The sequence below is a fragment of the Ochrobactrum sp. PL_is501 genome (assembly GCF_055816895.1).
This window is the reverse complement of the sequence record NZ_JBVPGR010000026.1, coordinates 70672-96577: the sequence shown is the minus strand read 5'-3', so window position 1 is coordinate 96577 and position 25906 is coordinate 70672. Positions and strand designations below refer to the sequence as shown.

Sequence of the window (25906 nt, the reverse complement as noted above, 5' to 3'; positions counted from 1 at the left end):
CATGAAAACACCGGCTTCAATAGCTTCGCTGCTCGACGCGGAATGGCTCACCAGGCTCGCAACCATATTGCTCACTCTTCCGTACTGGACGAGTGGTTTCGCCAAGCTTTTTGACTTCAATGGCGCGCTTGCCGAAGCCAGTCATTTCGGGCTCACTCCGGCATGGCTGGTAGCGATTGCGACAATCATCGTCCAGATTGGTGGATCAGCGCTGATCATATTCGGCCGACAAGTGTGGCTTGGTGCAGGCGCGCTCGGCGTGTTCACGGCACTGGCAACACTCATCGGCCACCCATTCTGGCGGATCGACGATCCGATTGCACGGTTTCACGAGCGCAATACCTTTCTTGAACATGTCGGATTGATCGGCGGATTTATCGTGGTGGCTGTGCTCTTCAACAGGAAGGAAAGGACATGACCGTGTCGGACTCTGCAGCAGCGGGCGCGAAAAGCCCTTTGAGCTTCCCGGTATTCCGGGCGTTGTGGATTGCCACAATCATTTCCAACGTCGGCACATGGATGCACGACGTTGGCGCGGGCTGGCTGATGACATCCCTCTCCCCCAGCCCTCTGCTGGTAGCGCTGGTACAGGCCGCGACCACGTTGCCGATGTTCCTGCTGGCATTGCCAGCAGGCGCTCTGGCCGACATCATCGACCGGCGACGAATGCTGCTTGCCGCACAAGTGCTTGGCCTGGTTGCCGCGGCAATCCTGTCGGTAACGACCTGGCAAGGACTGACTACGCCTTATGTGCTTCTCACTGCCACATTCGTATTGGGTGTTGCGGCTGCGCTCAGTGCCCCGGTGTTTCAGGCTATCGTTCCTGAACTGGTCGACAAGACTGCGCTTCCCGATGCTGTGGCGCTCAACAGCCTTGGCGTCAATATCGCACGTGCCATCGGACCGGCTCTCGGCGGCGTGATCGTGGCGCTCGCTGGCACGCCCGCAGTCTTTGCGCTCAATGCCTTGTCGGTCACCGCAGTGTTGTTTGTCCTGTTTCGGTGGCAACGTTCCGCCACCGTGCATACGCTTCCTCCGGAGCATTTTTTCGGCGCTCTGAAAGCTGGTTATCGTTATGCCCGTCATTCGCCTGCCCTGCGTCTGGTACTCATCCGCGCGGTTGGCTTCTTTGCATTCGGCAGCGCCCTCTGGGCCATGCTGCCGCTGGTGGCCCGGCGCGGCCTCGGCCTCGACGCAGCCGGGTATGGCGCACTTCTGGCTTGTATGGGCGCCGGGGCGGTCGTTGGTGCCCTTCTGTTGAAACGGCTGCGCAAGCAGATTCCAGCCAATACCACATCCATCGGTGCGACCATATTGTTTGCCGTGGCAACGGCTGCGCTTGGTCTGGCGCCAAATGCATGGTTCGGCGGAGCCGTCATGTTCGTCGCAGGCCTCGCCTGGATCGGCATGCTGACGTCTCTCAATGTCGCTGCGCAAATGGCCTCCCCCGGTTGGGTGAAAGCACGTGCGCTCGCCGTCTATCTGCTGGTTTTTCAGGGAGCAATGACCGGAGGCAGCATCATTTGGGGGGCGATCGCAGTCCGGACGGATGTCTCTACAGCGCTCATTATCGCCGCCGTCGGCAATGTTGTGGGGTTGTTGCTGGCCTCGATCTGGCGGCTTCCCAAAGATACAGGCGTCGACCTTGCTCCTTCCAACCATTGGGCGGAACCGGTCGTATCGGTGCAGCCGGGTGACGATCGCGGTCCGGTTCTCGTCGAAATCGAATATCTGGTCGCACCGGAACAACAGGACGAATTCATCACTGCTCTGCGCCGGTTCCGGTCCGTGCGCCAACGCGATGGCGCCATCCGCTGGGATGTATGGGAGGACATTGCTCAACCCGGCAGGATACTGGAAAGCTTCGTCGTTGAAAGCTGGGTGGAACATCAGCGCCAGCACGCTCGGGTCACCCACGCCGATCAGGTTGATCAGAACCTGATCAATGCATATCACATGGGTGAACATCCACCTGTCGTGCGGCACCTGCTCAGGCCGTCCTGATTAGGTGACCTCTCCGAAACGCACACTTTCACTACTGTCTGATATGATGCGTTTGCATGAAGCATGAATGGCTCCCAATTCGGGGCCATTCATAATCGATATATGGTATGAAAAGAGCAACAGGCTGATGAACCCCGGCACGCCCACATTCGAGCAATTGCGGATTTTCCTCACCGTCGTTGATACAGGCAGCTTTGCAGGCGCAGCCCGCAAGCTTAATCGTGCCGTATCCGTGATCAGCTATGCCGTTGCCAATCTGGAAGCACAGCTCGATCTCAAACTGTTCGAGCGGCAGGGCACGCGCAAACCGCAGCTCACTGCCGCAGGCCGGGCCGTGCTCGCCGAAGCGCGCGGGCTGGCACATGGAATGGACAGTCTCAGAGCTAAAGTGAAGGGATTGCTCAGCGGCCTGGAGGCAGAGGTGGATATGGCGGTGGACGTCATGATGCCGACTGAACGCCTGAGCGAGGTACTGCGCGCCTTTGCCGATACTTTCCCCACCGTATCGCTGCGCCTGCACGTGGAAGCACTGGGAGCCGTTACGGCAATGGTGCTGGACCGCAGGGCGGCAATTGGCATCTCCGGTCCGCTGGCGGCGCGCGTCCAGGGCGTCGAGTGCATTGCAGCCGGCTCAGTTCTTATGGCTCCAGTCGCGGCACCGGGGCATCCCCTTGGCATGATGGAGCGCATTGCACCTGGCGAGGCCCGCAATCATGTACAACTTGTGCTGACCGACAGGTCCCATCTGACGGAAGGACAGGATTTTGCGGTCCTCAGTCCGCGAACATGGCGCATTGCTGATCTGGGTGCCAAACATGCGCTCTTAAGCGAGGGGATCGGATGGGGGAACATGCCTTTGCCGCATATACGCTCCGACCTGAAAAACGGCACCCTGAGACGGCTGGCCATGCCGGATTACAAAGGCGGCATCTATCGCTTTGGTGGCATCTGGCCCCGCGACGCGCCCCCCGGCCCCGCCGCTTCCTGGCTTCTGGACCGCTTCGTAGCGCTCGGTGCCAATGACATCGAAGAAGAAGGCTTCGCGGATATATAGATCGGTTCCGGTTAGAGCGCGATCCGATCCAAACAGATCGAAACGCGCTCCAACTTCTCAATGTGAACCTGTTTCCCTAGCGCCGATGATTATTTGAATGCGGAAACAACAATCTCGATCATGGTATCGCCACCCAGATCGGCGACGCCAACCGTGGCGCGGGTCGGAAGGTCTTCGGGACCGACCCAGGCCTTCCACACGGCATCCATTTCCGGCTTCTTTCCCAGATCAGTGACAAAAATCGTCGCGGTCAAAAGCTTCGTCTTGTCGCTGCCCGCTTCGGCCAGATAGTGATCGATCTTGGCCAGGATCTCGCGCGTCTGGCCTGCCATATCCAGGCTTTCATCGTCGCATGTGGTGCCGCCGACATAGACGATGCCGTTGCGTTCGACAACGCGATGCATGATGGGGGTGCGCAGATAACGTTCAGCCATTTTCATATCCTTTCGATGGGTTGTGTTTCATCCGGGCGCTCGCCGGTAACGGCGTAAACAGCGTCGGGTGTCTGAGGAAGAGCCGCGATTTCGCGCAGAGGCACAGGTTTTATCGGCGCGCGCAGCCGATAGGTGCCGACATCCGCCGGTCTGCGTTGCTGTACGGCCGCAAGAATTTCCGTCACCGTCGCAGTGCACATACGTCCCTGGCACGGCCCCATGCCGCAGCGCAGCATGGTCTTCAGCTGATTGGGTCCGATCACATTGCGCTGGGCAGCGTCCTGAATGGCGCCCGCTGTGACCTCTTCACATCGACATACAATCGTCCCACGGTCAGCTGGCACGCGAAACGAGAGCGCTGGCTGGTAAAGGGCATCGATGAATGACCGTCCGCGAAGCAGCGCCTTGCGCTCCCGCTTATGTCTTGTCAGTGCAGCTTCGATACGGGACGCTTTTTCAGGAGCGACATCCATGCATGCCGCCAGAGCGGCAATACGCCCTCCGACTTCCGCCACAAGCGCGCCGCCAATGCCACCGCCATCACCGGCAATCAAGATCGCCGCGAGCGAGGCGCGCCCTTCCGGGCTCAATTCTGGCTCAAAACATTTCTGCGCGTCATTCCAGACAATGGCGCAGCCAGTCGCATTGGCCAGACTGTTATTGGGGATAACGCCTTGATGCAGAAAGACGCCATCAACATCGATTTTCTCTGTCCGACCTTTAGTCGCAAAGCGAATGGCGCTGACGCGATCTTCACCAAGAATCTCGATTGGTTCGACGCCAGAAAAAACGGGAACCGACCGCCGCACCTTGCGCAGCAGTGACAGCCCCTTCAACAGGTAAGGCGACAACAGGAATGAAGGCAGATGGGGAACTGCCCTGATCCAGTTTTGTCGTGGTGTCGTGTCGAGTATGGCTGCAAGCGTCCCGCCGGCTTCCAGCAATTGCGCTGCAAAGAGATAGAGCAGCGGGCCAGTGCCGGCCAGCACAACACGGCCATTCGGCACGAGACCGGATGATTTCAATGCAATCTGGGCCGCGCCAATCGTCATCACACCGGGCAATGTCCAGCCTTTCAGAGGCATGGGGCGTTCCATGGCACCGGTTGCGAAGATCACCCGCCGCGCATGAATGATCCGGCTTTGCCCCGACGCCGAAATCCGCAGCTCAACGAGTGGGCCGTCTTCCGCTTGCTGCTGCTCAACACTCCACACCAGCGACTGCGGCACATAAGTTGCATCACTTGCGAGAAATGCGCCCAGAACTTCCTTGCCCTTCCAGTAGTCCTTGCCGAGGAAGGCGCGTTTTGCCGGCGTATTGGTTTCGATCGCGCGATATATTTGGCCGCCCATGGCCGGATTTTCGTCGAAAAGCACGACGCGCACGCCGATGGCAGAAGCTTCTGTGGCAGCGGCCATTCCAGCAGGACCTGCGCCGATTATGGCGAGGTCGTATCGCATATGGAGCGATTGAAGATCGTCGATTTTCGTGAGCGCCATTGTCAGCGACCTTCTTGCGCCGCGCGGGCACCATGTTGCGATGACACAGACATGCCTTCGCGCACCAGCGTCATGCAGGCCTGTCGGTTCTGGATACCGTCGATGGCGACCAGACATTCGAAACAAACGCCCATCAGGCAATAAGGGCCACGCGGTTGATTACCGACAACGCTGGTGCGAAACGTGCTTATGCCATGTCCCAGCAGTGCTGCGGCAACGGTCTGACCGGCTTCGACCTGCAAGGGATTTCCATCGAATGTTATGGTGACGGTCTCCTGCGCCGTATCAGTTTTCCGAAACATGAAACCTCCGGCCTGAAAATGCGTTGTCGGCAAGCTTGTCCTGTTGGCTGGCAATTTCATTGGCGATAATCAGCGCGTGGTTCGCAGCCAAGGTGACACCGGAATGGCACATGGCCACATATGCGCCGGGACAGGTTGCGGACTGCTCATAGATGGGAAGCCCGTCGAGCGTCTTGACGCGAAAGCCTGCCCAGCTGCGCACGACGTTAACCTCGCTCAGACAGGGAAACGTACGTATCGCACGATCAGCGAGAACCGCACTGATCTCTTGATTGGTTGCGATGGAATCCGTCGCGGTTTCCTGGCTGTCACCGATCATGACGCCACCCTCATCGGTCTGGCGGAGCGTGGCCGCCGTATACGGGAAAAAGGGCTGGCATTTTTCTGTCACCAGAATCTGGCCCTTGCTGCGCACCAACGGAGCAGAAATGCCGACCATGGCAGCGAGCTTGCTGTTACCGACACCGGCGGACAAAACGATACGGCTGGCGAAAACTTCGCCCCATCGGCCCTTCAGAAGAAACCCGCCGCCGGACACCGGATGGATTTCTTCAACGTCGCAATGCGGTTCATAGCGTGCACCGAGATTAAGCATGCCGATATGCAATGCGTTGAACAGACGAAGCGAATTCACGTCGCCATCGAGAGGTGAGTAGATGGAGCCGATGACATCACGCCCGATGGCAGGCACCATTCTGGCGGTTTCGGCATGATCTAGAACAACGTGTTCAGGGGCATCGCTGCCCAGCTCGCGCGCTACAGTTTCCACTTCGTCACGCAAGCGGTCGAGCTCAGCCTGATCCAGCGCAAAGCTGAACGCTCCATTTTGCCGCAAGGCGACGTCTACGCCGGATGTTTCCCGCAAGGCGGCGGAAAATGTCGGCCATGACCGGGCCGACCGCATTGTCCAGCGCGCATAATGGGGGGCTCCCAACCCCTTGCCTTGAACCCAGACCAACGCAAAATTTGCGCGTGATGCCCGTAACGCAAGGTCTTCGCCATCAAGCAACATCGGACGATGGCCCAGCCGAGCCAGGCCCCATGCAATGGCAGCGCCAACGAGCCCGGCTCCGATAATGACAATGTCCTGATCTGGCAGTCTGCGCATGCTTCCCGTTCCGTATGCCTGCGGGCACGACCCGCCGATGATATCGACGGGTCGGGTTGTCTTACTCTTGCGGGCTTACGTCCACTTTGAACCACTTCTCCGACAGTTTCTTCACCGTGCCGTCCTTGACCGCAGCGGTAATTGCTTCATCGAAACGCGCCTTGAGAGCGGTATCGTCCTTGCGCAAACCGACGCCGATCATGCCAAACACCTTGCCTGAGAAAAGCGGGCCGGCGAGCTTGACGCCCTTCATGTCCTCTTTCTCAAGAGCCGCGGCCAGAACGGTAGCATTGGCTACGACGGCATCGAGGCGACCGCTTGTCAGATCGAAGTTGTGCTCTTCAGTGGTCTTGTATTCGCGTACGCTGGCGCCGTTCTTGAAGTACTGCTCCAGGAAGGCAGATGCCGTCGTCGCACCCTGGACGCCAACCGTCTTGCCCTCGATCTTCTTGGCGATTTCCTCCAACACAGGCTTGGCCGCGTCGGAATCGACGGAGATTGGCTTGCCCTGTTCCGGCAGGTCGGCCAGATCGCTATCGTCCATCACCGCAAAGGAATTGATTGCGGCGGCATAGGGCGCGGAAAATGCGATCACCTCTTCACGCTTGGGCGTGATGCTCATGGCAGCCATGATGGCGTCGTATTTGCCAGCAGTCAGCGAAGGAATGATGCCGTCCCAGTTTTGCGCGACAATCTCGCATTTGGCCTTCATGCGGCCGCAGAGTTCCTTGGCCAGATCGATTTCAAACCCTTCCAGAACATTGTTCGGGCCTGAGAAATTCCACGGAGCGTAAGCGCCTTCTGATGCAATGCGGATAACGTCTTCGGCATGAGACATATGGACCGACGCCAGAAGCCCGACGGCAGACAAGACAATCTTCAATTTCATGGGTTCACCTCTGTGTTTGTTGGTTGTTGGTATTAGACGTTCTGCCTGGAAATGAACTGGCGGAAACGCTCGCTTCTCGGGTTCGAGAAAACCTCCTCCGGGCGACCGTCTTCTTCGATCAACCCTTGGCGCAGGAACAGCACCCTGCTGGAAACATCGCGCGCGAAATCCATTTCATGGGTCACAACGAGCATGGTGCGGCCTTCGGCGGCAAGGTCGCGCATGACACGCAGAACCTCTGCCACCAGTTCCGGGTCGAGCGCTGAGGTAGGCTCATCGAAAAGCATGATTTTGGGACGCATGGCGAGCGCCCGCGCAATCGCCGCACGCTGTTGCTGACCGCCCGAAAGATGGGCCGGATAGAAGTTGCGTTTGTCGGCAATGCCGACCCGCTCAAGCAGGGCTTCGGCTTCTGAGATACACTCGGCGCGGTTGCGTTTTTGCACATGCACGGGGGCTTCGATCAGGTTTTCCAGGATCGTCAGATGAGACCAGAGGTTGAATGATTGAAAAACCATCGTCGCCTGCGAGCGCAGACGTTGCAGTTGCTTCTGATCGACGATGCGCGGTTGACGTCCCGGCTGCTGTGCAAGCTTGTAGGTTTCTCCATGAATGGAGATCTCGCCTCCCTCGGGTATCTCCAGCATATTGATGCAGCGGAGTAATGTGGATTTTCCCGAACCGGAGGCCCCGAGAATGGAAATCACCTCACCCTGATGAGCCTTGAAGGAGATGGAATGCAACACCTTGTGAGCGCCGTAGCTTTTCTCCAGTCCGGTGATCTCCACGGCAGGAGTGGTGGAATTGTTCGTCATGGTTTGTCTCCTGCGACCGACAGTAAAAGCGGTTGGCGCTGGGCTGCCGAAAGCCGATATTCGATCAGCTTGAATATGCGGCTGACGGTGAAGTTGAGCAGAAGGTAGATCGCACCCGCCGCGATGAAGACCTCTACCGGGCGGTAGGTCGCCGAGATGAGTTTTGCAGCAAGCCCCGTGACCTCCATCATCGTTATGGTGGAGGCCAATGCGGTCGATTTCACCATCAGGATCACTTCGTTGGAATAAGCGGGCAGCATCTGTCGCAGGGCCTGCGGCGCAATGATGCGTCGTATCAGGGTGAGGCCGCTCATCCCGTAGGCGCGCGCGGCCTCGATCTGCCCGGCTGGAACGGAAAGGACGCCGCCACGGATGATTTCCGCGCTATAGGCTGCCGTGTTCAGCGCCAGCGCGAGCACCGCGCACCAATAAGGTTCGCGCAGAAATGGCCACAGCAAGCTCTTGCGCAGTTCGGGAAACTGGCTGAGCCCGTAATAGATGAGATAAAGCTGGACCAGAAGCGGCGTCCCGCGAAACATAAAGATATAGGCGCGCGCCAGAAGATCGAGCAACGCCCAGTTCGACAACCGCATGGCCGCAAGAACGACGGCCAGGAACGCTCCCGCAGTCACGGACAGTGCCATCAGTTGCAAGGTCAGCGGAATACCGCTGCAAATACTGACGAAGGACTCATAGATGAATGGAAAATCGATCATGTTCAAATCGCTCGCCGGATGCCGCGCATTGCGCGTTTTTCAGCCGCACGGAACAGGACGCCCGACACGAAACTGATCAGCAGGTAAAGGACGGCCGCGGTCAGAAAAAAGGTGAAGGGCTTGCGCGTCGAACCGGAGCCGATTTGCGCCTGGCGCATCAATTCAACCAGCCCGACAACCGAGATGAGAGCGGATTCCTTCAATACAAGCTGCCAGACATTGCCTATACCGGGGATCGCGAAACGGGCAGCCTGCGGCAGGATGATGCGGCGAAACATGAGGCCGGACGGCATTCCATATGCTTTCCCTGCTTCCATCTCGCCTCTGGACAGGGCAAGAACCGCACCACGATAGACTTCCGCCTGATAGGCACCCGAAACAACGCCGATTGCGAGAGCGCCAATGAGGAAAACCGGGGCGCTTACGAAGCCTTCGGAACCGAAAAACACAGCGACTTTGCTAAGCACGGCGCTGCTGCCGAAATAAAATAGATAAATCACCAGAAGATCGGGAATGCCGCGCAGGATCGTGACATATCCGTCGGCCAGCAGACGCAAGACCCGCAGCGACGAAAATGATGCGGCAGCAGCCATGCAACCGAAAATCGCACCCGTAGCGAAACCGCTCAATGAGACCGAAATGGTCACGCCAGTGGCCTTGAGCATATCCATGCCCCAGCCGCCATCAGCGAACCCCATCAGGTCGAGATATGCGTTGACCGCATTCACCAGTCTGTTCCCTCCCGTGCGTTTCCGGCCTGAACCGTACGACACATTCATTTTCTGAGGGTTTGACAGCGCGCTTCAATACAGTCAAATTCGAAATAAACGGTCAAGCATAACCAAATATTATGGTGAGTGATGAATCTGCGTCAGGTAGAGGCTTTCCGAACGGTCATGTTGACCGGAAAAATGACGGCGGCAGCCGAATTGATGTCCATCACCCAGCCGGCAGTCAGCCGACTGATCCGCGATTTCGAGATCGACACGAAATTGAAGCTGTTCGACCGGCGCGGTAATCAGCTGACGCCCACGCTGGAGGCCCTGACCCTGCTACAGGAAGTGGAACGGGCCTATGTCGGGCTTTCCCGTATCAAGGCTTTTGCCGAAGAAATCAGCCGTCAGAATGTAGGCATGCTGCGCATTGCAGCGATGCCTGCGCTTGCCAACGGAATCATGCCACGTTTTCTGGCGCGATTTCTGCGTGACCGCCCCAATGTCCATGCCTCCCTGAATGGCATTCCATCGTCGATGGTCATCGAAGCCGTCGCGTCGGGCCAGATGGATCTGGGCTTTGCCGATGGTCCGCTCGACCGGCCCGGCTTCATGATCGAAACCTGTGCAATAGCTGCGGTCGTTGCCGTACCTGCCGGGCACCCTTTGGCGAACATGGAAAACATCATGCCCGCCGATCTTGCCAATGAGCGGATGATTACCCTTGAACCGGGGACATTGTTTGCGATGCGGGTCGAGGTGGCACTGGCCGGTATCCCGCGATCATCGACAATCGAAACACGGCTTTCCCATACCGCTCTGACGCTGGTATCGGAGGGCGCGGGCATTACGATCATCGATCCGTCATCCGCGACCGAGTTTCGCGGACGAGGCGTCGTTATCAGGCCGTTCGGTGTCTTCGTGGATGCCGGATTTCTGGCAATCCGCCGTAGCCAAGGGGCCGATAATCAACTCGCCGGGCGATTTGTCCGCGAATTCTGGGCCTATCATGCCGCCCTTCTGAACGGAGAAGAAGCCGACGGTCGATCGCCCGGCGAACTTATGCAGTCCGATCCAGACGCACCGTCTGGCGAATGATGAGTTTGCCGGGTTCAAGCCGGAATTCAGGCCCCATTTCGGGCTGATCAATCCGTTGTTTGAGGATTTCTATCGCGGCTTCGACCATCTGGCCAGATTGCTGGCGCATGGTGGTCAGATCGATACCCGACCAGGCAGCCATGGGAATATCGTCGAAGCCGATAATGGAAACGTCTTCGGGAACCTTCAACCGCAGATCGATCCGGATCCCATCGAGAGCGCCGATAGCCGTGATGTCATTGGCGCAGAAGATCGCATCAGGTCGCTCCCCCTGAAGCAGCAGCCTTTTTACCGCCTGCCGACCGCCCTCATAAGTGAAATCGCCGACTTCAACGAGCGGCGGCTGGCAACCCAGTTTCGCAATCTGACTTTTGTATCCTTCGAACCGATCCTTGTTGGTGGAACTATCCTGTAGGCCGGAAATAAAGCCAAAACGCCGGTGCCCGGTATTATATAGGAATTGCGCCACGTCCCGCCCGGCAACCGCATTATCGCAGGACACCGCGGACACGGCTTCGCTGGCGACATAACGATTGAACAACACAACCGGTAGCCCGAAATCCTTGCATTCATCTATCGCCCTGGACGAAAGCTCGGCTGACAAGACAAGGAGTCCGTCGACGCGATACTGGTGCACTTTGCGAATGGCAGCATCAATGCTTTCGCCCTCTCGCACCGTTACCAGCATGACATGCATGCCTTCGGCCTGAAGACGTTCGTCGATCTGGCGCAACACTTCCCAATAGAAGGGATTTCGCGCCGATCCTGTCACAACGGCGATCAATCCAGAACGTTGTGTGCTCAGACCCCGGGCCATGATATTGACCTGATAACCAAGCTGCTCTGCGATTGCGATAATGCGGTCACGCGTTTTCTTGGAAACCAGCTGACTATTGGCAAGCGCTCGCGAAACCGTGGATTGAGATACCCCTGCCTTACGAGCAACGTCCCAAGCGGTAATATTCGTGCCTTTGAGTTTCGCTTGCGAATTGTCGATCGGTTCTGCCATGTCTTTTGGTCGTCGTTGCTGTTCGGTTTTTCCATACGTTGATAACAGATCCGAACCGGCTGTGCCCATTCCGATCCACGTGAAGATTTTCTATCGTGTTCCTGCTGAACAAGCACGCTTTTTCCGCTTGGCAGATAGAGGCTGACCTATCAGCTTGTCGTCAGCCTCTGAGTCACCATTTGACGCTCAACTCACTCGTGATCGCTGAGGGCGTGCAAGGTTCCTGAAAGCCGGTAGAAGTCCGATTTTGGTGTCGTGAAGAAGGTCAGCGAGGAACCCTTCTCGAAATTGTCGACATGGACGACAGTAGAGCCATCGGCCTCCTGCCAGGAGATGACGAAGTTACCGCCATCAAGTTCCGTCCATTCGAATGCGACCTCGGCGGTAGCGCCCTTCAGCGGTCCGCCGGTGATTTCATAGGTCAGGCTGTTCTTGTCGGCGGCATAGGCATTGGTTGCGACCAGATCGCCGTAATTGACCTCAAAGGTGCGTCCGGCAAAGGGGAAATGCTTCATCTCACTCTCCAGTTTTCATAAGGTCCGCAGACCGGGATATTTGTTGTGTAGATAAGGGGAGCATACACCCTCCACCTGAACGTCAGTCGCCATTTCTCCCTCCATCGCCGCATTGGCCGCAGCGACCCGGCACTATCGCGCCGGGTCGGCATGAGGAAGCGGAGTATCCGCGTCCGCTCACGCTGTCTTGCTGGTCAGAGTGGCTTCCAGCGCTTTCAAGCCATCGCGATAGATGCCCTCGAACAGGCGCGATGCGTCTTCATCGCTCACCCCTGCCGGCGTGAACTCACCAGACCATTCGACGCGCGAGGACCGATCACCGTCGATACTGACCACGCGCAGCGTGGAGAGGTAGTTGGTGACTGGAAATGGCGCCTGAAGAATCGAATAGGTATAGCTGCGTTCGCGGTTGTCGAAGGCTTCAAGCCGTTCGATGATTGTGTCACCGTCAGGGTTGGCGAGGTGGCGCACGCGGCCACCCTCGCTTACTTCGCTCTTCGGAATATACGGCAACCAGTCTGGCAGTGAATCAAAGCCTCCGATCAATTGCCATATGCGGTCGGCTGCGACCGGGAGAGTAATCGTTGCAGAAGCTTGTGCCATGGTAGGCTCCTTCGCTAATCAGGTGTTAGATGTGATCGACGGGCAGCGGCGCATTCGCTGCGACCAGATGCTCCGCACGCAATTCGTTCCAGAAGTCGGCTGGAATGACTTCCTTCAGCGCAGCTGCATCCTCGGCAATACGTTCCGGCCGGCTTGCACCCGGAATGACGGCTGCCACAGCCGGATTGGCCAAGGAAAACTGAAGAGCAGCCGCCTTGATGCCGACGCCGTGTCTCTGTGCGACCGCCTTGATGCGCTCAACCTTGGCTATCACCTCGGGCGAAGCCTTCTGGTATTCGAAATGCGTGCCACCGGCCAGAATGCCGGAGCTGTAAGGGCCGCCGACGACGATCTCGGCCTTGCGTTCCGCAGCCTTCGGCATCAGGCGCTGTAGCGCCCGTTCGTGGTCGAGAAGTGTATAGCGACCTGCCAGCAGGAAGCCACCCGGCTCGGCTTCGGAAAGATCCAGGGTCAATTCGATTGGCTCGACCCGGTTCACGCCCAGACCCCAGGCCTTGATCACGCCTTCTTCGCGGAGACGGGTCAACGTCCGGAAAGCGCCTTTGCGCGCCACTTCGAAATAGGAGAGCCATTCATCGCCGTAGAAGTCCTGGGCAATGTCGTGGACCCATACGAAATCAATGCGGTCGGTCTTCATGCGCTTGAGGCTGTCCTCAATCGAACGCATCGTGGCGTCGGCGGAATAGTCGTTGACGAGCTTGTTCGGTCGGCCAGCAGCAAACAGGCCGCTCTTTTCGCCAAGCGCACGCGCGCTGGCGTCTTCAACTTCGTCGAGGATCAGGCGGCCGACCTTGGTGCTGAGAACATATTCGTCGCGCTTATGCCGGGAGAGCGCCTCGCCAAGCCGTATCTCGGCCAGGCCCGCACCGTAGAACGGCGCCGTGTCGTAGTAGCGTACGCCTTGCTCCCAGGCGGCGTCAACAGTGGCCTGCGCCTCGGCTTCCGGGATGTCACGGAACATGTTGCCGAGCGGTGCGGTGCCAAAGCCGAGAACGCGTCCGGCCAGTTTGTCTTTAATGCTCATAACTGCTTCCTTGTGCAGAGTTAACTGATGTGACGTGGATTTAGGGTTGCAAGTTAAGTCTGTCCAAGACATAATTAGCTAAACTTAAGACATAATGGATCTGAAATGCTGGACATTCGCCAACTGCATTACTTCGTGGTCGTCGCAGAGGAAGAACACGTCGGGCGCGCCGCCGAACGGCTGCATATTTCCCAATCGCCTTTGAGCCGACAGATTGCCCAACTGGAAGAGAAGCTGGGGCTGACCCTGTTTGAGCGCTCGCAGCAACGCATCCGCCTCACCCGGGACGGACACACATTCCTGGCAGAGGCGCGGGGGCTATTGACGCATGCCAACCGGCTCGAATCTCTCGCACGGCGGCTTGGACGCGGCGACGAGGGTGGGCTGTGCATCGGCTATCTGGAATATGCGATGCATTCGGGCGTGCTACCGAATGCGCTGCTTGAATTGCGCAACGACCGGCCTGCGGTACATATCGCGCTGTACAATCAACAGTCGGCGGTTCAACTGGAAGGGTTACGCCAGCGCAGCCTCGACATTGCGCTTGTTTGCGAACCGCCATCACGCGACGATCCGGACCTTGAGGCCGCTCTGGTACTGAATGACCCGATGTTGCTGGCGCTCCCCGTGGGGCACCCGCTTGCCGAGGCCCACGACATCACCCCGGCCGATCTCGCCGCACAGAACTGGATTGGTGTGATGCATCAGGAAAACGCGCTGCGACACGACACATTTGTCGCGGCTTGCGCGAAAGCTGGATTCACTCCAACCATCTCGATGGAAGCCACGGAACCGCTGGCGGCCCTCGGCCTTGTCGCCGCAGGATTGGGCGTAACCACAGTCCAACAGAGTCTGCGTCATCAGGCGCCCGCTGGCGTGGTGCTACGCGAATTGTCGTGGTTTGCCTATCGGACACCCTTGTGGGCAGTCTGGCACAAGATCAATCTGCGACCGCTGGTAGAGATTTTCCGCAAGACATTGGTAACAACGGCGAATAGTGTAGCGCACGAGAGCGCGGCAAAGGAAGCGGCATAAGGGAATGCGCCTTACAGCCGGTGGTGATCGGGCGGAGACTTCGCCGCCCGATCAAGCACGCATTGCAACCCCGCAGATAGCGGGGGCTCATGGATCAGGCGTTTGCAGTCAGCACGACTTCGATCATTGCGCCACCGCCAAGATCGCTGACACCGACAGTTGCACGCGCAGGCAGATCGTCACCAAAAACTTCGGTCCAGACCGCATCCATTTCCTTTTTCTTCGACAGGTCGGTAACAAAAATGGTCGCCGACAAGGCTTTGGAAATGTCCGACCCAACCTCGTTGAGATAGGCTGCGATCTTGCCAAGAATTGAGCGGGTCTGATCGGCCATGCCAAGACTGGTGTCGTCGGCAACGGTGCCACCAACATACACGATGCCGTTTGCCGAAACGGCGCGGTGCATGATCGGGGTACGGATATTGCGGGAAATGCTCATGCTCTTCTCTCTTTCTGTCATTCAAGGGTGGAAACGGGACATGGACAGTCCCGAAATGTCGGTCGGGGTACGACCTTCAGCGACCAGCTCGGCCATGACCGCACCGGCGGCAGGTCCAAGCTGGAAACCATGGAGGGAAAAACCGAATTGATAGAACAGACCCTCATGACGGGACGATTTTCCCAGAACGGGCAAGTCGTCTGCCATTTTTCCTTCGATGCCGGCCCAAGCACGCACGATGGTCGCGTCACGCATCACTTCAAAAAGATCGAACACCGTGCGCGCGCTTTCATGGAGTTTTCTCCAGTCCAGAAGCGTGGTGTTGGTGGCGGGATCGGCCACGCCAAGATGCCCGCCGCCGATCAGGACGGTCCCATTGGCGAATTGTTTGAACGAAAGCTTGCGGCTGCGTAAGATAACGACCGGATCAATGAAATGCGGCACCCGCGACGTGATCATCAGCATCGGCGCAACCGGCTTTATTGGTACTGGCTCGTCGAACTGATCGGCGAAAGCGCCTCCCCAGGCACCGGCTGCAATAATGAGGACCGGCGCGCAGAATGTCTCGCTTCCTGCATCGACATGCCAAAGGCCAGCCTTATAGCGGACATTTCCCGCCGCGACGCCTTCAATGATCCTTGCACCCATTTGCTCGGCCTTGCGCCGGAACGCGCTTGTCGTTCGAGCTGGTTGCGCTGCGCCGTCGCGGCGCGAGACGATACCGCCAGTGCAGGTCTCGGCAACGGCAGGCAGCAACGCACGAACCTCATCAGCGGAAATCAACTCCTCATGGGTAAAACCATGTCGCTTCAAGGTTTCAATCCGCTCCACGCAGGATTGAAAATCTGCCGCATTTTCGGCAACCAGCACCTGCCCATGGCACTCGAATGCGCATTCGTCATCGACAAGATCGGCGATGTTTTCCCAAATACCCATCGAGCGGATCGAAAGCGGAATCTCGGCAAGATCGCGCATCAACTGGCGCACACCGCCTGCATTGACGCCGGATGCGTGGCGTCCCGCATAATCCTTCTCGATGAGGACCGGCTTCATTCCTTTCATGCAAAGGTGCAACGCGGTCGAACAGCCGTGAAGACCGCCTCCGATGATGATGGCGTCCGGTTGCGTCATTCCCGTACCACTGCCTTGAATGCGGTCTCATCGCTTGGCAGATCAGCCAATTCGTTCAATGCAATCGGCTTGATCGGGGCACGCAGGCGGTAGTAACCGATTTTCTCCGGCGTTGTTCCTCGTGCCCTGGCCATCAATTCCGTCATGGTGAGACCGCACAGACGCCCCTGACACGGCCCCATCCCCGTGCGCAGATAGGCCTTTGCCTGGTTGGGTCCGGTGGCCCCGGTTTCCACGGCTTTAAGCACATCGCTGGCACGGATTTCCTCGCAACGACAAACAATCGTGTCGCCATGCGGGGTGCGGAATTGTTCAGCCGGCTTGTAGAGCAGATCGAGAAAATCGCGCCCCTTCTCCGCCCGCACAAGCGCTGTACGCGCCTGCGTTTCGGCGCGCGGCGATATCGCAATACCTTGCGCTTTTGCAGCCGCCAGCGCTGCGATCCGGCCACGTTCCAGAGCAGCCAGCGCGCCCCCTATTCCCGCACCGTCACCGGCGATGTAGATGCCGGGACTGTCCGACTGGCCATCTGCATCCAGAACCGGCCGCCAGCAAAGCTGAACCTTGTCCCATTCGTGCCTGACACCCGCAGCCATGGCGAGATTGACATTCGGCACAACGCCTTGATGTAACAGCAGAACATCGGCGTTCAGTGTTTCGGACTTGCCGCCAGCCTGATAGCGGACCGAGGAGAGCTGCCCGTCTCCAATCGCTTCGATTTCAGTCACATGCTTGATGATGCGTGCTTGCCGTTTCACCTCGCTCATCATCTTCAGGCCCTTGACCAGATAAGGCGATGTCAGAAATGGAATAGCCTTTGGCAAGGCGGCGCGAAGATTGCCTTTGGGCGTTGTGTCCAGAATACGATCAATCCTGCCGCCGAGACGCAATATCTGCGCCGAAAGCAGCCACAACAGCGGCCCCTGCCCGGCAATCACCAGATTGCCATCCGGCACCAGACCGGCATTCTTGATGAGCGTCTGGGCCGCACCCGCCGTCATGACACCGGGCAATGTCCAGCCGGGAATAGGAAATGGACGCTCCTGCGCGCCAGTGGCGATGATGACCCGTTTCGCCTTGACGAAACACGAGCCGCCGCCAACGGAAATCGCCAACTCCAGCGATGCATCCAGCGACCAGACCGTCGCACGATGCACAATTTCCGCTCCGCTCTTGCGCAAGGCTGCAATATGCGTCTCGCCAACCCAATAGTCTGCACCAAGAATATCGGGCGCTTTTACCGGGGTGGCGGTAATGGAGCGCCAGACCTGCCCCCCCGGACCAGCGTTCTCGTCCAGCATCAAGGTGCGAGCACCTGCCGACGCCGCCGTAGTGGCAGCTGCAATTCCGGCCGGGCCAGCGCCAATGACCACTACGTCATAATTGTCATGCAGGGGACGGGTCATTTGCCGAGCTCCCTCTTGCCCTTCTGGATCTCGATTTTCATGCCGGAGGCAACGGGAATGAGGCATCCCTGACGGTTGCCGACACCATCGATGGTAACGAGACAATCGAAACAGACGCCCATCATGCAATAAGGCAGGCGGCGCGCACCGCTGACCGCGGTGGAACGCCGCGCATCAATGCCGGATGCGAGCAGGGCCGCGGCAACGGTATCGCCCTCGCGGGCGATGAACTTCTGCCCTTCGATAAAAATATCGACCGGCGTGCGGTCATCCTTGACTGCTGATCTGTACATGGCTGCTCCTGCGGGTTTCGAGTGTCAGAGCGTTGCGGGCGCATCGGCGAAACGGCGTGCGGAAAATGCCGACACCTTTTCAGGATCAAGCGCACCCTGCTTGATCATCGCAGCGATTTCCAAAGCGTGTTGCGATGCGAGCGTCACACCTGAATGACAGCAGGTGACGAACGCGCCGGGGCATTGCGTCGACTGGTCGTAGATCGGAAAGCCGTCACGAGTCATGACGCGAATGCCAGACCAGCTGCGCACAAGATTGACGGACCCAAGCCTGGGGAATGTACGGCGCGCCCGATCGGCGATCACAGTGCTGACCGGAAGCCGGGCGACACGGTCATCGAGATAATCTTCCTTGCTGTCCCCCATCATCACCGTCCCCTCGTCGGTCTGGCGGATGGTGCCCAGCGGATAATTGAGGAAGCGTTCGGTGCGTTCGCTGACCAGAACCTGACCGCGGGTCGGCATCATGGGAGCGAAGAGCCCGACCTGCGCAGCCAGACGCTGATTTTCGTTGCCAGCCGCAAGAACGATCTTGCCGGAAGTAACAGTCCCCCGTCCGGTCCGCAGGGTGAATTCACCGCGCTGATGACTGATCGACGCCACGGGTTCGCCGGGCCGGTAATCCGCGCCGAACAAGCGCATGCCTTCGTGAAGGGCGCGGTAGGCGCGCAGCGAGTTCACATGTCCATCGGCAGGGCTGTAGCTCGCCCCCACCACTTCGGGACCGATTTCCGGGATATGTCGTGCCAGTTCCTCCCGGCTGACCAGCTCCATTGCGTAGCCCTCGGGCGCACCTTGAGTAAACATGGTGGACCTGACATCCGCGCGCTGCTGCATTTCCTTTTCGCTAAGCGCGATGAAGAACCCGCCGGGGCGCTCGTAACGAACGTCGAGACCCGTTTGCTGCAACAGTTCTTCGGCAAGTTGAGGCCAAAGGCGCGAAGCGCCCAGGCTCCAGCCGGCATATTCTGGCTTGCCGATGCCCTTGCCCTGCACCCAGACCAGCGCAAAATTCGCACGCGAGGCGCGCTTGGTTATATCTCCCTCGTCAAGCACGCAGACTTTCTGACCAAGTCTTCCAAGCCCCCAGGCTATGGCAGCCCCCAGGAGGCCGCCGCCGACGACGGTGACGTCATAATCGGAACGCATCGATTTTTCCTAACGGTTCTTGTCGCTATGACCGGAGAGGATGGCCTCCAGTCCGTACAGGCGGTCGAGCAGGACCAGAACGATCATCGTTATCGCGATCACAACCGCCGAAACGGATGTGACGAGCGGATCGATATTGTCCTGAACATAGAGAAACATGCGTACGGGCAGCGTTTCGGTTCCCGGCGCTGCAAGGAACACAGTCATCGTCACTTCATCGAACGACTGGATGAAAGCCAGCGCCCAGCCGCTGATGACGCCCGGCAGGATCAGCGGCAGCGTGACCCGGCGAAACAGAGTCCAGTTGTCCGCCCCCAACGACACGGCTGCCATTTCAATCGAGCGATCCATTCCGGTTGCTGCCGCCAGCGTCAGCCTGAGCGCGAAAGGAAACACCACCACGATATGCGCGATGACCAATGCGGTCATGGTGCCCGACAGGCCGCCCATGGAGAAAAAGCGCAGGAAGGCGATGCCGAGCACCACATGCGGTATCATCAGCGGCGAAAGAAACAGTGCCGAGAGCAGGCCGCGCCCCGGAAACTGATAGCGAGCGATGGCCAAAGCTGCGGGAACGGCAACCATCACCGCAATTGTGGATGACAACGCGCCAATCTTCAGACTGGTAAAAAAGGCACGGATGAATTCCGGATAATTCGCGATCTCGTAAAACCAGCGGAGCGAGAAGCTGCGCGTGGGAAGGGCAAGGAAACCTTCAGGCGTAAAGGCCACAAGACAGACCACGACAATGGGCGCGACCATGAAGATCACGAAAAGCGCGTGGAAGATCAGGGCCAGAGGTCCGTTGCGGCTCATTTGAACACCTCCGCATAGCGGCGCTCGATCAGAGTATTGCAGCCGACGATAATGAAGACGATGCCGATGAGCAGCAGTACTGCCACCGTCGCGCCGAGTGGCCAGTCGAGCGTGTTGAGAAATTCGTCATAGGCAAGGGTGGAAGCGACCTTCAGCCGACGCCCACCGATGATTGCAGGCGTTGCAAAAGCCGAAGCGCTCAACGCAAAGACAATGATTGAGCCAGATAAAATACCCGGCATAATCTGGGGAACGATGACGCGACGAATAACCGTTATCTGGCTCGCGCCAAGCGATAGCGCTGCATTTTCGATTTGCGGATCGAGTTTTTGCAAGGTGGTCCACACCGACAGGACCATGAAGGGCATCATGACATGCGCGAGCGCGATGACGACGCCCGTTTCGGTAAACATGAAGGGGATCGGCGCATCGATCACCCCGACCGACATCAAGGCTTTGTTGGCGATGCCGTTATTCCCGCCGAAGAGCAGCGCCCAGCCGAGTGTCCGCGCGACAACTGACAATAGCAGCGGTCCCAGAATAATGAGCAAAAAGAAGCTCTTCCAGCTCTTGCTCATGCGGTTGAGGATATAGGCCTCAGGAGCGCCGACCAAGGCCGCAAGCAAGGTTGCGAGGAGGGAGATCCGCAACGTGCGAAGAAACATTTCGCCGAAATAGGAGTCGGTCAGAACTTCGCGCCAGTTTTCCAGGGTGAAGGTTTCAACGATGCCCGTATATTGGCCCCAGCTATAGAACGACAGCAATATCGTCATGACGAGGGGAATGATAACCACGGCCACGAAAAGCATCATGGCGGGAAGTACCAGGGAGAAAGCGGTGCGAAGACTGCCACGGGCTGCCATTATCGGCCTCCTGCGCGTAGCGTCATGTCCGCATCGCGCCAGTCGAGATAGACCGACTGTCCTTCCTCTGCGGGCCGCACACCGTCATTCTGACGGACAACGAGAACCGGGCCCGCCTCGGTTTCGCATTGATAGAGCCAGCTATTGCCTTGGAATATCCGGCTTGCGACCTTCGCGGCGAGCCCCTTTTCGGCGAAGAATATCTTTTCAGGGCGGACATTGATGGTGGCCAGCCCTGTTGGCGTGTCCTCAGAGGCTGGATGGCGCAGCCCGCCGCATTCAACGGTCCCGTCCCGGACACTGCCAGCAAGTTCGTTGGTCTTGCCGAGAAAACCCGCCACGAAGGGCGTTGCCGGGTTTTCATAGGCGGTGAGCGGAGTATCGATCTGCTCGATCCGGCCCTTGCTCATGACGACAACACGATCCGACAAGGCCATCGCCTCGTGCTGATCGTGCGTGACGAGGATAGTCGTCGTGCCGATGGTGCGCTGTAGCCGCCGCAGTTCGATCTGCATCTCCTCGCGCATCTTGGCGTCGAGATTGGAAAGAGGCTCATCGAGCAGGAGCAATTCCGGTTTGATCACCAGCGCACGCGCAAGGGCAACGCGCTGCTGCTGCCCGCCGGACATTCGGCGCGGATGACGATCTTCGTAGCCGGCCAGCCCTACCATTTGGAGGGCTTCCCTCACCCGAGCCGCGCGTTCCGGCTTGGCTACGCCGCGCATTTCCAGTCCGAATGCCACGTTTTCGGCGGCTGTCATGTGCGGAAACAAGGCATAGCTTTGAAAAACAATGCCAAGCCCCCGCTTGGCGGGTTTGACCTTCGTGAGGTCTCGCCCATTCAGATGAATCGCGCCCCCGCTGGTCTCGACGAAGCCGGCGATCATCTGAAGCGTGGTGGTTTTTCCGCAGCCGGATGGGCCCAGCAAGGAGATGAATTCGCCCTTCTCGACAGAGAGGGAGAAATTCTCCACCGCCACCTGATCGCCAAAGCGTTTGTTCACGCCCGAGAGTTCAAGAAAGCCCATTGCGAAAGTTCTCCAATATGAGTTGTAGGCAGGCGCGAACCGCGTCGATGGCAAGATGCCTCGCCATCGCATGCAAGTCGGATTATCTGGGTATCGCCCCTTCAAGCCCCGGCCAATTGCCGGTATGAGCGTCTTTTAGAGCGCGTTTCGATCTGATTGGATCAGATCGGCGCTCTAAGGCTTTCTATGTTAAGCATAATCTTATCGATCCTCGTTTCACTCCGGTCGGATTATGCTCTAGCGCTCAACTTCCCGGTTCCAACGCTTGGTCCAGTTTTCACGTTCTTTATTGATAACCGACCAATCGGCGCTGTAGAGCTTATCGACCGTTTCGCCGCTGGGAATGAAATCCCGCTCGTCTTCCGGCACTTCAACGGATTTGTTGACCGGGCCATATCCGTATTCTTTAACCATCAGTTCCTGAACGCGGGGCGTGAGCAGTTCCTTGGCGAATTCTTCGGCCAGCGGGGATGCGTCCGGCTTGTTGACTGCGCAGGTGGCGGCGAGAAGCGTTATGGCCTTTTCCTTTGGATAGGCGAAGGAAATTGGAAAACCGGTCTGGGCAAATGATTTGACGCGACCAGTACCCCATACGCCGATTATCGCCTGCTCCGACTGGAACAACTCAGTCATTTTGCCGGGCGAAGGCTCGTAGGCAAGAACATTGTCGTTCACCTTTTCGATCATGGCATCAAAACCCGGGTCGATGTTATTTTCGTCGCCGCCATTCATCTTGGCGAATGCGAGCAGCGCATGCAGGCCATAGGTGTTGTTGACCGGAGGAATAACCACCTTGCCCTTGTATTTTGGATCGGCAAGATCAGCCCAAGAGGTCGGCGCCTCCCAACCCTGCTTAGCAAAGTAATCCTTGTTATAGATCAGGCCCGTGGCGACTACGCCGACGGCGACCGCCTTGTCTTCAGGAAAACGGGCGACGTCGTAGAGTTCGTTCGACGGCAGATTTGAAAGCGGTTTGCAAAACCCCAGTTCGATAGCCTGATACATCGGACCGTCGTCCAGAAGGATCGCATCGAAAGGCGGATTTGAATGTTGCGCCTGTATTTTGGCAAGCGTATCAGTGGAGTTGCCCGCGACATATTCCACTTTCACACCATGCTTCTTTTCAAACGGCGGGATAACCGCTTCGCGCATGGTCTTTTCAAAACTGCCGCCATAGCCACCAACAATCAACGTTTTGGTTTCGGCATGGGCTGCGCCAGCCAGAACAAGCAGCAGAGCGGTCGTCGATGTCAGTTTCAGAGCAATATTCATTCGTTTCCTCCGGTGCGAGATTCGAATTATTTCAAATCGTTCCCTGTTTGCGACTATTTCCCGAATTGACGGGCCATTCGTCAAATGCTTAATTTTAACCGTTCCATACCAAAATGTTATGAGAGAGGCGATTATGAAGATCAACCACCGGCAGATTGAAGCCTTTCGGTCCGTCATTCTGGCCGGCAGTGTCACCAATGCCTCCCAGCTTATGAGGATTAGTCAGCCTGCCGTCAGCAGGCTCCTTAAGGACCTGCAAGCTCATCTCGGTCTGGTTCTGTTTGAAAAACGCGGCTCCGGCCTTGAGCCGACAGCCGCAGCCGTCGCGCTCTACACGGAAGTCGAGCGGTCATATGTCGGGCTCGATCGTATTGCGCGAGCCGCCCAGAATATCAGCAAAAGTCGGACAGGCACGTTGCGCATCGCTGCATTACCGGCATTGATCAATGGCTATCTGCCGCGTTTTGCCGGTGAATATCTTGCCGACAAGCGAGACCTGTATTTTTCCATGCAAGGGGTTGTTTCGCCGATGGTCATCGACCTCGTTTTGAACAATCAGTGCGACCTTGGCTTTACTGAAAGCCCGATGACGTCATCCGGTCTGGCGACGGTTCGGCTGCCATCCATTCCCCGCGTTGTCGTTATGCCCGAAAACCATCGTCTGGCGACACGTCAGTCAATCCATGTCGAAGATCTCGACGGTGAAGATTTCATTGGATTGTCAGGCTCTTCGGTAGCGCGTGCAGCAGTCGATCTGACCCTCGACATGTACAATGTAAAAGTGGTCATGCGCGCCGAAACACCACTGTCGGAAATCGCTTGCGGACTGGTATCGTCAGGCCTCGGTGTTTCCGTTTGCGATCCGTTCACAGCCATGGAATTTGCAAACCGCGGGGTTGTGTCACGTCCGCTCACGCCACGTGTAGATTTCGCGTTCGACGCGATTTTTCCACCTCATCGCGCACCGCTGCCTCTCGCCATGGATTTTGTTCAAAGCCTGACGGAGAAAATATTACAGCAATATCCTCAAGTGGACTGAGAGCCTGAATCAAAAAGCGGCATTTGCAGACCGGCATGGCGACTTTTGGAACAGGCTCTGAGACAGGCGGGACAAACAAAACCTGTAAATTGGAGTATGTGCCCACTCGTTGTATGCATGTCTCAAGCACGCAAACGCATCAGGAATTTCGGCCATATATCCCGGCGGCGAATGCTGATCCGGGGCAACCCGAACGGATCATCTGCTGGGCCTGCGTGCCCCCGCACTGTTGTGGTGGCGGTTGTGAACCCGGCTTCTCTCGCCATTTCGCGATGAACCGGATTGTTCTCACCATAAGGGAAACAGAATGCGGTTACTTTGTCGCCCAGCATATCTTCCAGAATTGTCTTCGATTGAGAGATCTGCCGCCTTGCTTCATCGTCAGGCGTTTCTGTCAAATGGACATGATCGAGCGTATGCGCACCGACTTCGTGTCCAAGCGCCGCCCACTCTCGCAACTGAGCGAGGGACATCAATGGCGTCTTCGGGACGCCAAGCGGCTGATCCCAGACATTACTCCCACCAATCTGGTTTGCGACGAAATAATTGGTCGCGGTGAAACCATATTCGGCCAATACGGGAGCTGCGTTTTCCAGCACGTTGAGAAAACCGTCATCGAAGGTAATCGCGGCGACTTTGCCTGTCTTCTCACCCTTGATGTAAGGTATGGCCTCGCGCAGAGAGACACCACGATAACCCGCTCTCTTCAGCCATTTCATCTGGCTTCTGAAGCGGTCCGGATGCACCAGCAAACCATGAAACGGCATGTTCTTTTGCGGTAGCGGCGCAATCTGATGGTATAAAAGAACAGGTACTGACATTCAAACGTCCCTCATAGTCACATCATCGAGACGCTCAGCATCAGTGTTGCTTACCAAAATGCGTTCGATCTCCGCGATCCGGTCACGCCTGCGCTGCAGCCGCTTTCCGGTACGCCCCAGGAAACGTCGGCGTTTCTTCGCTTCGCGACTTGCCTGAAGGTGCTCTATGTAAACTTGCTCCACCGGTTCGTTATCGAGATGATCGAAAATCCAGCAGAACGATACCGGAAGCCTGTCCACTGAGTAACAGGGTGCAGCTTTGGCTGCGTCGTCGGCAAGTATTTGCTCCAGTACAAGTTGATCCCAAGTATCCGGCGCTTCCGCGCACCCTTTATGCCAGGCTTCCAGAAGAGCAAGAGCCGCGTCAGTGTCATTCAAGAGCACCGTTCCGCTCAGAAGATGTCCGCTTTTTTCGTAATATACCGCAATGTCGCTCTGTATGGGCAGCAATTCAGGCCACGGATTGCGATGAAACACGGCATCTACATCAACATAAAGCAACGGGCCTCTCACGGCCTTGCGCTGTTGCAGGAGCACGCTGGGCTTCAACCCGGCATTGCGCACCCAGCTTCCTGTGTTTTCAACAGCGACAGAAATGATCTTGAGTCCAAGATGGCGGGCGCTTGCGAGAAGCCGTTCCTTTTCATGCTCGTAGAAACTATTGGTTGTATAGAATGCGACAACTGTTCCGGCCGGCCCGGTGTCGGCGCGTTTTCGAGCCGCGAGTTCCGCCGGGGTTGGAAAGGCTACCGCCATCTTGCGATGAGCCCGACCCCATGGTCGAAACTTGTCAAAAAGCCGAAGGAACAT

Annotated in this window: 29 protein-coding genes; 6 read left to right on the top strand and 23 right to left on the bottom strand. The window is 57.6% G+C overall.

The genetic code is table 11. The annotated features are described in order from the left end of the window. The first annotated feature begins 1 nt into the window (after position 1). The 3 genes from AC0TOF_RS03110 to AC0TOF_RS03100 all read left to right on the top strand — a co-directional run bounded on the left by AC0TOF_RS03110 (position 2) and on the right by AC0TOF_RS03100 (position 3058). Entirely contained in the window at positions 2-418 is a 417-nt protein-coding gene (locus AC0TOF_RS03110; RefSeq protein WP_473767183.1) for a DoxX family protein, read from the top strand. Next, positions 415-2004: an MFS transporter gene (locus AC0TOF_RS03105; RefSeq protein WP_473767182.1), complete on the top strand. Its 1590-nt coding sequence runs from the start codon at positions 415-417 to the stop codon at positions 2002-2004. Before AC0TOF_RS03110 ends, AC0TOF_RS03105 begins: the two co-directional genes overlap by 4 nt. Positions 2005-2128: 124 nt before the next feature. After that, on the top strand, positions 2129-3058 hold the full coding sequence (locus AC0TOF_RS03100; RefSeq protein ID WP_473767209.1) for a LysR family transcriptional regulator: 930 nt from the start codon (positions 2129-2131) through the stop codon (positions 3056-3058). An 89-nt stretch (positions 3059-3147) separates the two neighbouring features. Here the strand turns inward: AC0TOF_RS03100 and AC0TOF_RS03095 are convergent, their stop codons facing one another. From AC0TOF_RS03095 to AC0TOF_RS03060, 8 genes are all read right to left on the bottom strand, one after another. Continuing rightward, complete coding sequence (locus tag AC0TOF_RS03095) at positions 3148-3492, bottom strand: RidA family protein (RefSeq protein ID WP_473767181.1); 345 nt, start codon at positions 3490-3492, stop codon at positions 3148-3150. A gap of 2 nt (positions 3493-3494) precedes the next feature. Then, entirely contained in the window at positions 3495-4991 is a 1497-nt protein-coding gene (locus AC0TOF_RS03090) for an FAD/NAD(P)-dependent oxidoreductase (RefSeq protein WP_473767180.1), read from the bottom strand. Positions 4992-4993: 2 nt separating this feature from the next. Continuing rightward, complete coding sequence (locus AC0TOF_RS03085) at positions 4994-5293, bottom strand: (2Fe-2S)-binding protein (RefSeq protein WP_473767179.1); 300 nt, start codon at positions 5291-5293, stop codon at positions 4994-4996. Beyond that, the gene (locus AC0TOF_RS03080) at positions 5277-6401 is read right to left on the bottom strand and encodes an NAD(P)/FAD-dependent oxidoreductase (protein ID WP_473767178.1); all 1125 of its coding nucleotides are present in this window, start codon (positions 6399-6401) and stop codon (positions 5277-5279) included. The genes AC0TOF_RS03085 and AC0TOF_RS03080 overlap by 17 nt, the downstream gene beginning before the upstream one ends. Before the next feature lie 61 nt (positions 6402-6462). Then, complete coding sequence (locus AC0TOF_RS03075; RefSeq protein ID WP_473767177.1) at positions 6463-7290, bottom strand: lysine/arginine/ornithine ABC transporter substrate-binding protein; 828 nt, start codon at positions 7288-7290, stop codon at positions 6463-6465. Positions 7291-7322: 32 nt separating this feature from the next. Next, on the bottom strand, positions 7323-8105 hold the full coding sequence (locus AC0TOF_RS03070; protein WP_473767176.1) for an ABC transporter ATP-binding protein: 783 nt from the start codon (positions 8103-8105) through the stop codon (positions 7323-7325). Then, positions 8102-8821, bottom strand: a complete 720-nt coding sequence (locus AC0TOF_RS03065) for an ABC transporter permease (RefSeq protein WP_473767175.1) — start codon at positions 8819-8821, stop codon at positions 8102-8104. Before AC0TOF_RS03065 ends, AC0TOF_RS03070 begins: the two co-directional genes overlap by 4 nt. Before the next feature lie 2 nt (positions 8822-8823). Beyond that, positions 8824-9519 carry an ABC transporter permease gene (locus AC0TOF_RS03060; RefSeq protein ID WP_473767208.1) on the bottom strand — a complete coding sequence of 232 codons (696 nt, stop codon included), beginning with the start codon at positions 9517-9519 and terminating at the stop codon, positions 8824-8826. 162 nt (positions 9520-9681) lie between these two features. Here AC0TOF_RS03060 and AC0TOF_RS03055 point away from each other — a divergent pair, with 162 nt between their 5' ends. Next, positions 9682-10632, top strand: a complete 951-nt coding sequence (locus AC0TOF_RS03055; protein ID WP_473767174.1) for a LysR substrate-binding domain-containing protein — start codon at positions 9682-9684, stop codon at positions 10630-10632. Here the strand turns inward: AC0TOF_RS03055 and AC0TOF_RS03050 are convergent. From AC0TOF_RS03050 to AC0TOF_RS03035, 4 genes are all read right to left on the bottom strand, one after another. After that, complete coding sequence (locus AC0TOF_RS03050) at positions 10595-11641, bottom strand: LacI family DNA-binding transcriptional regulator (protein WP_122002119.1); 1047 nt, start codon at positions 11639-11641, stop codon at positions 10595-10597. The two genes, AC0TOF_RS03055 and AC0TOF_RS03050, sit on opposite strands and share 38 nt — an antisense overlap. A 191-nt stretch (positions 11642-11832) precedes the next feature. After that, positions 11833-12156, bottom strand: coding sequence for a MoaF-related domain-containing protein (locus AC0TOF_RS03045; RefSeq protein WP_473767173.1), 324 nt, complete (start codon positions 12154-12156; stop codon positions 11833-11835). A gap of 177 nt (positions 12157-12333) precedes the next feature. Then, the gene (locus AC0TOF_RS03040; RefSeq protein WP_473767172.1) at positions 12334-12759 is read right to left on the bottom strand and encodes an SRPBCC family protein; all 426 of its coding nucleotides are present in this window, start codon (positions 12757-12759) and stop codon (positions 12334-12336) included. A 25-nt stretch (positions 12760-12784) separates the two neighbouring features. After that, positions 12785-13804, bottom strand: a complete 1020-nt coding sequence (locus tag AC0TOF_RS03035; protein ID WP_473767171.1) for an aldo/keto reductase — start codon at positions 13802-13804, stop codon at positions 12785-12787. A gap of 105 nt (positions 13805-13909) precedes the next feature. On the opposite strand from AC0TOF_RS03035, the gene AC0TOF_RS03030 reads away from it, so the two are divergent. Then, positions 13910-14839: a LysR family transcriptional regulator gene (locus AC0TOF_RS03030; RefSeq protein ID WP_473767170.1), complete on the top strand. Its 930-nt coding sequence runs from the start codon at positions 13910-13912 to the stop codon at positions 14837-14839. 94 nt (positions 14840-14933) lie between these two features. Here the strand turns inward: AC0TOF_RS03030 and AC0TOF_RS03025 are convergent, their stop codons facing one another. The 9 genes from AC0TOF_RS03025 to AC0TOF_RS02985 all read right to left on the bottom strand — a co-directional run bounded on the left by AC0TOF_RS03025 (position 14934) and on the right by AC0TOF_RS02985 (position 23236). Then, positions 14934-15278, bottom strand: a complete 345-nt coding sequence (locus tag AC0TOF_RS03025) for a RidA family protein (protein ID WP_122002124.1) — start codon at positions 15276-15278, stop codon at positions 14934-14936. A gap of 21 nt (positions 15279-15299) precedes the next feature. Then, complete coding sequence (locus AC0TOF_RS03020) at positions 15300-16409, bottom strand: NAD(P)/FAD-dependent oxidoreductase (protein WP_473767169.1); 1110 nt, start codon at positions 16407-16409, stop codon at positions 15300-15302. Beyond that, a complete protein-coding gene (locus tag AC0TOF_RS03015) occupies positions 16406-17815 on the bottom strand; it encodes an FAD/NAD(P)-dependent oxidoreductase (protein WP_473767168.1) in 1410 nt (469 codons plus the stop codon). Before AC0TOF_RS03015 ends, AC0TOF_RS03020 begins: the two co-directional genes overlap by 4 nt. Further along, entirely contained in the window at positions 17812-18108 is a 297-nt protein-coding gene (locus tag AC0TOF_RS03010) for a (2Fe-2S)-binding protein (RefSeq protein WP_473767167.1), read from the bottom strand. The genes AC0TOF_RS03015 and AC0TOF_RS03010 overlap by 4 nt, the downstream gene beginning before the upstream one ends. A 24-nt stretch (positions 18109-18132) precedes the next feature. Beyond that, positions 18133-19257 (bottom strand): NAD(P)/FAD-dependent oxidoreductase, encoded by a 1125-nt coding sequence (locus tag AC0TOF_RS03005; RefSeq protein ID WP_473767166.1) that lies wholly within the window; start codon positions 19255-19257, stop codon positions 18133-18135. A 9-nt stretch (positions 19258-19266) separates the two neighbouring features. Further along, the gene (locus tag AC0TOF_RS03000) at positions 19267-20073 is read right to left on the bottom strand and encodes an ABC transporter permease (protein WP_473767165.1); all 807 of its coding nucleotides are present in this window, start codon (positions 20071-20073) and stop codon (positions 19267-19269) included. Continuing rightward, positions 20070-20936, bottom strand: coding sequence for an ABC transporter permease (locus tag AC0TOF_RS02995; RefSeq protein WP_473767164.1), 867 nt, complete (start codon positions 20934-20936; stop codon positions 20070-20072). Before AC0TOF_RS02995 ends, AC0TOF_RS03000 begins: the two co-directional genes overlap by 4 nt. Beyond that, positions 20936-21964: an ABC transporter ATP-binding protein gene (locus AC0TOF_RS02990; protein WP_473767163.1), complete on the bottom strand. Its 1029-nt coding sequence runs from the start codon at positions 21962-21964 to the stop codon at positions 20936-20938. The genes AC0TOF_RS02995 and AC0TOF_RS02990 overlap by 1 nt, the downstream gene beginning before the upstream one ends. Positions 21965-22201: 237 nt before the next feature. Then, on the bottom strand, positions 22202-23236 hold the full coding sequence (locus AC0TOF_RS02985) for an ABC transporter substrate-binding protein (RefSeq protein WP_473767162.1): 1035 nt from the start codon (positions 23234-23236) through the stop codon (positions 22202-22204). Between the two features lie 133 nt (positions 23237-23369). Between AC0TOF_RS02985 and AC0TOF_RS02980 the strand changes: the two genes are divergently transcribed. After that, positions 23370-24275 (top strand): LysR substrate-binding domain-containing protein, encoded by a 906-nt coding sequence (locus AC0TOF_RS02980; protein WP_473767161.1) that lies wholly within the window; start codon positions 23370-23372, stop codon positions 24273-24275. A gap of 122 nt (positions 24276-24397) precedes the next feature. Here AC0TOF_RS02980 and AC0TOF_RS02975 read toward each other — a convergent pair whose 3' ends face one another. Both AC0TOF_RS02975 and AC0TOF_RS02970 read right to left on the bottom strand, forming a co-directional pair. Then, complete coding sequence (locus AC0TOF_RS02975) at positions 24398-25096, bottom strand: polysaccharide deacetylase family protein (protein WP_122002133.1); 699 nt, start codon at positions 25094-25096, stop codon at positions 24398-24400. After that, positions 25097-25852, bottom strand: coding sequence for a putative nucleotide-diphospho-sugar transferase (locus tag AC0TOF_RS02970; protein WP_473767160.1), 756 nt, complete (start codon positions 25850-25852; stop codon positions 25097-25099). Positions 25853-25906 lie beyond the last annotated feature (54 nt).

What these genes read in the sequence shown, in the direction of transcription:
- AC0TOF_RS03110 (WP_473767183.1), top strand. Translation starts at nt 2, where the DNA reads ATGAAAACACCGGCTTCAATAGCTTCGCTGCTCGACGCGGAATGGCTC.
- AC0TOF_RS03015 (WP_473767168.1), bottom strand. Translation starts at nt 17,815, where the DNA reads ATGACCCGTCCCCTGCATGACAATTATGACGTAGTGGTCATTGGCGCT.
- AC0TOF_RS03060 (WP_473767208.1), bottom strand. Translation starts at nt 9,519, where the DNA reads ATGGGGTTCGCTGATGGCGGCTGGGGCATGGATATGCTCAAGGCCACT.
- AC0TOF_RS03030 (WP_473767170.1), top strand. Translation starts at nt 13,910, where the DNA reads ATGCTGGACATTCGCCAACTGCATTACTTCGTGGTCGTCGCAGAGGAA.
- AC0TOF_RS03090 (WP_473767180.1), bottom strand. Translation starts at nt 4,991, where the DNA reads ATGGCGCTCACGAAAATCGACGATCTTCAATCGCTCCATATGCGATAC.
- AC0TOF_RS03010 (WP_473767167.1), bottom strand. Translation starts at nt 18,108, where the DNA reads ATGTACAGATCAGCAGTCAAGGATGACCGCACGCCGGTCGATATTTTT.
- AC0TOF_RS03085 (WP_473767179.1), bottom strand. Translation starts at nt 5,293, where the DNA reads ATGTTTCGGAAAACTGATACGGCGCAGGAGACCGTCACCATAACATTC.
- AC0TOF_RS03025 (WP_122002124.1), bottom strand. Translation starts at nt 15,278, where the DNA reads ATGAGCATTTCCCGCAATATCCGTACCCCGATCATGCACCGCGCCGTT.
- AC0TOF_RS03075 (WP_473767177.1), bottom strand. Translation starts at nt 7,290, where the DNA reads ATGAAATTGAAGATTGTCTTGTCTGCCGTCGGGCTTCTGGCGTCGGTC.
- AC0TOF_RS02975 (WP_122002133.1), bottom strand. Translation starts at nt 25,096, where the DNA reads ATGTCAGTACCTGTTCTTTTATACCATCAGATTGCGCCGCTACCGCAA.
- AC0TOF_RS03040 (WP_473767172.1), bottom strand. Translation starts at nt 12,759, where the DNA reads ATGGCACAAGCTTCTGCAACGATTACTCTCCCGGTCGCAGCCGACCGC.
- AC0TOF_RS02995 (WP_473767164.1), bottom strand. Translation starts at nt 20,936, where the DNA reads ATGGCAGCCCGTGGCAGTCTTCGCACCGCTTTCTCCCTGGTACTTCCC.
- AC0TOF_RS03050 (WP_122002119.1), bottom strand. Translation starts at nt 11,641, where the DNA reads ATGGCAGAACCGATCGACAATTCGCAAGCGAAACTCAAAGGCACGAAT.
- AC0TOF_RS03020 (WP_473767169.1), bottom strand. Translation starts at nt 16,409, where the DNA reads ATGACGCAACCGGACGCCATCATCATCGGAGGCGGTCTTCACGGCTGT.
- AC0TOF_RS03080 (WP_473767178.1), bottom strand. Translation starts at nt 6,401, where the DNA reads ATGCGCAGACTGCCAGATCAGGACATTGTCATTATCGGAGCCGGGCTC.
- AC0TOF_RS03045 (WP_473767173.1), bottom strand. Translation starts at nt 12,156, where the DNA reads ATGAAGCATTTCCCCTTTGCCGGACGCACCTTTGAGGTCAATTACGGC.
- AC0TOF_RS03105 (WP_473767182.1), top strand. Translation starts at nt 415, where the DNA reads ATGACCGTGTCGGACTCTGCAGCAGCGGGCGCGAAAAGCCCTTTGAGC.
- AC0TOF_RS03000 (WP_473767165.1), bottom strand. Translation starts at nt 20,073, where the DNA reads ATGAGCCGCAACGGACCTCTGGCCCTGATCTTCCACGCGCTTTTCGTG.
- AC0TOF_RS03065 (WP_473767175.1), bottom strand. Translation starts at nt 8,821, where the DNA reads ATGATCGATTTTCCATTCATCTATGAGTCCTTCGTCAGTATTTGCAGC.
- AC0TOF_RS03055 (WP_473767174.1), top strand. Translation starts at nt 9,682, where the DNA reads ATGAATCTGCGTCAGGTAGAGGCTTTCCGAACGGTCATGTTGACCGGA.
- AC0TOF_RS03035 (WP_473767171.1), bottom strand. Translation starts at nt 13,804, where the DNA reads ATGAGCATTAAAGACAAACTGGCCGGACGCGTTCTCGGCTTTGGCACC.
- AC0TOF_RS02990 (WP_473767163.1), bottom strand. Translation starts at nt 21,964, where the DNA reads ATGGGCTTTCTTGAACTCTCGGGCGTGAACAAACGCTTTGGCGATCAG.
- AC0TOF_RS03070 (WP_473767176.1), bottom strand. Translation starts at nt 8,105, where the DNA reads ATGACGAACAATTCCACCACTCCTGCCGTGGAGATCACCGGACTGGAG.
- AC0TOF_RS03005 (WP_473767166.1), bottom strand. Translation starts at nt 19,257, where the DNA reads ATGCGTTCCGATTATGACGTCACCGTCGTCGGCGGCGGCCTCCTGGGG.
- AC0TOF_RS02985 (WP_473767162.1), bottom strand. Translation starts at nt 23,236, where the DNA reads ATGAATATTGCTCTGAAACTGACATCGACGACCGCTCTGCTGCTTGTT.
- AC0TOF_RS02970 (WP_473767160.1), bottom strand. Translation starts at nt 25,852, where the DNA reads ATGGCGGTAGCCTTTCCAACCCCGGCGGAACTCGCGGCTCGAAAACGC.
- AC0TOF_RS02980 (WP_473767161.1), top strand. Translation starts at nt 23,370, where the DNA reads ATGAAGATCAACCACCGGCAGATTGAAGCCTTTCGGTCCGTCATTCTG.
- AC0TOF_RS03095 (WP_473767181.1), bottom strand. Translation starts at nt 3,492, where the DNA reads ATGGCTGAACGTTATCTGCGCACCCCCATCATGCATCGCGTTGTCGAA.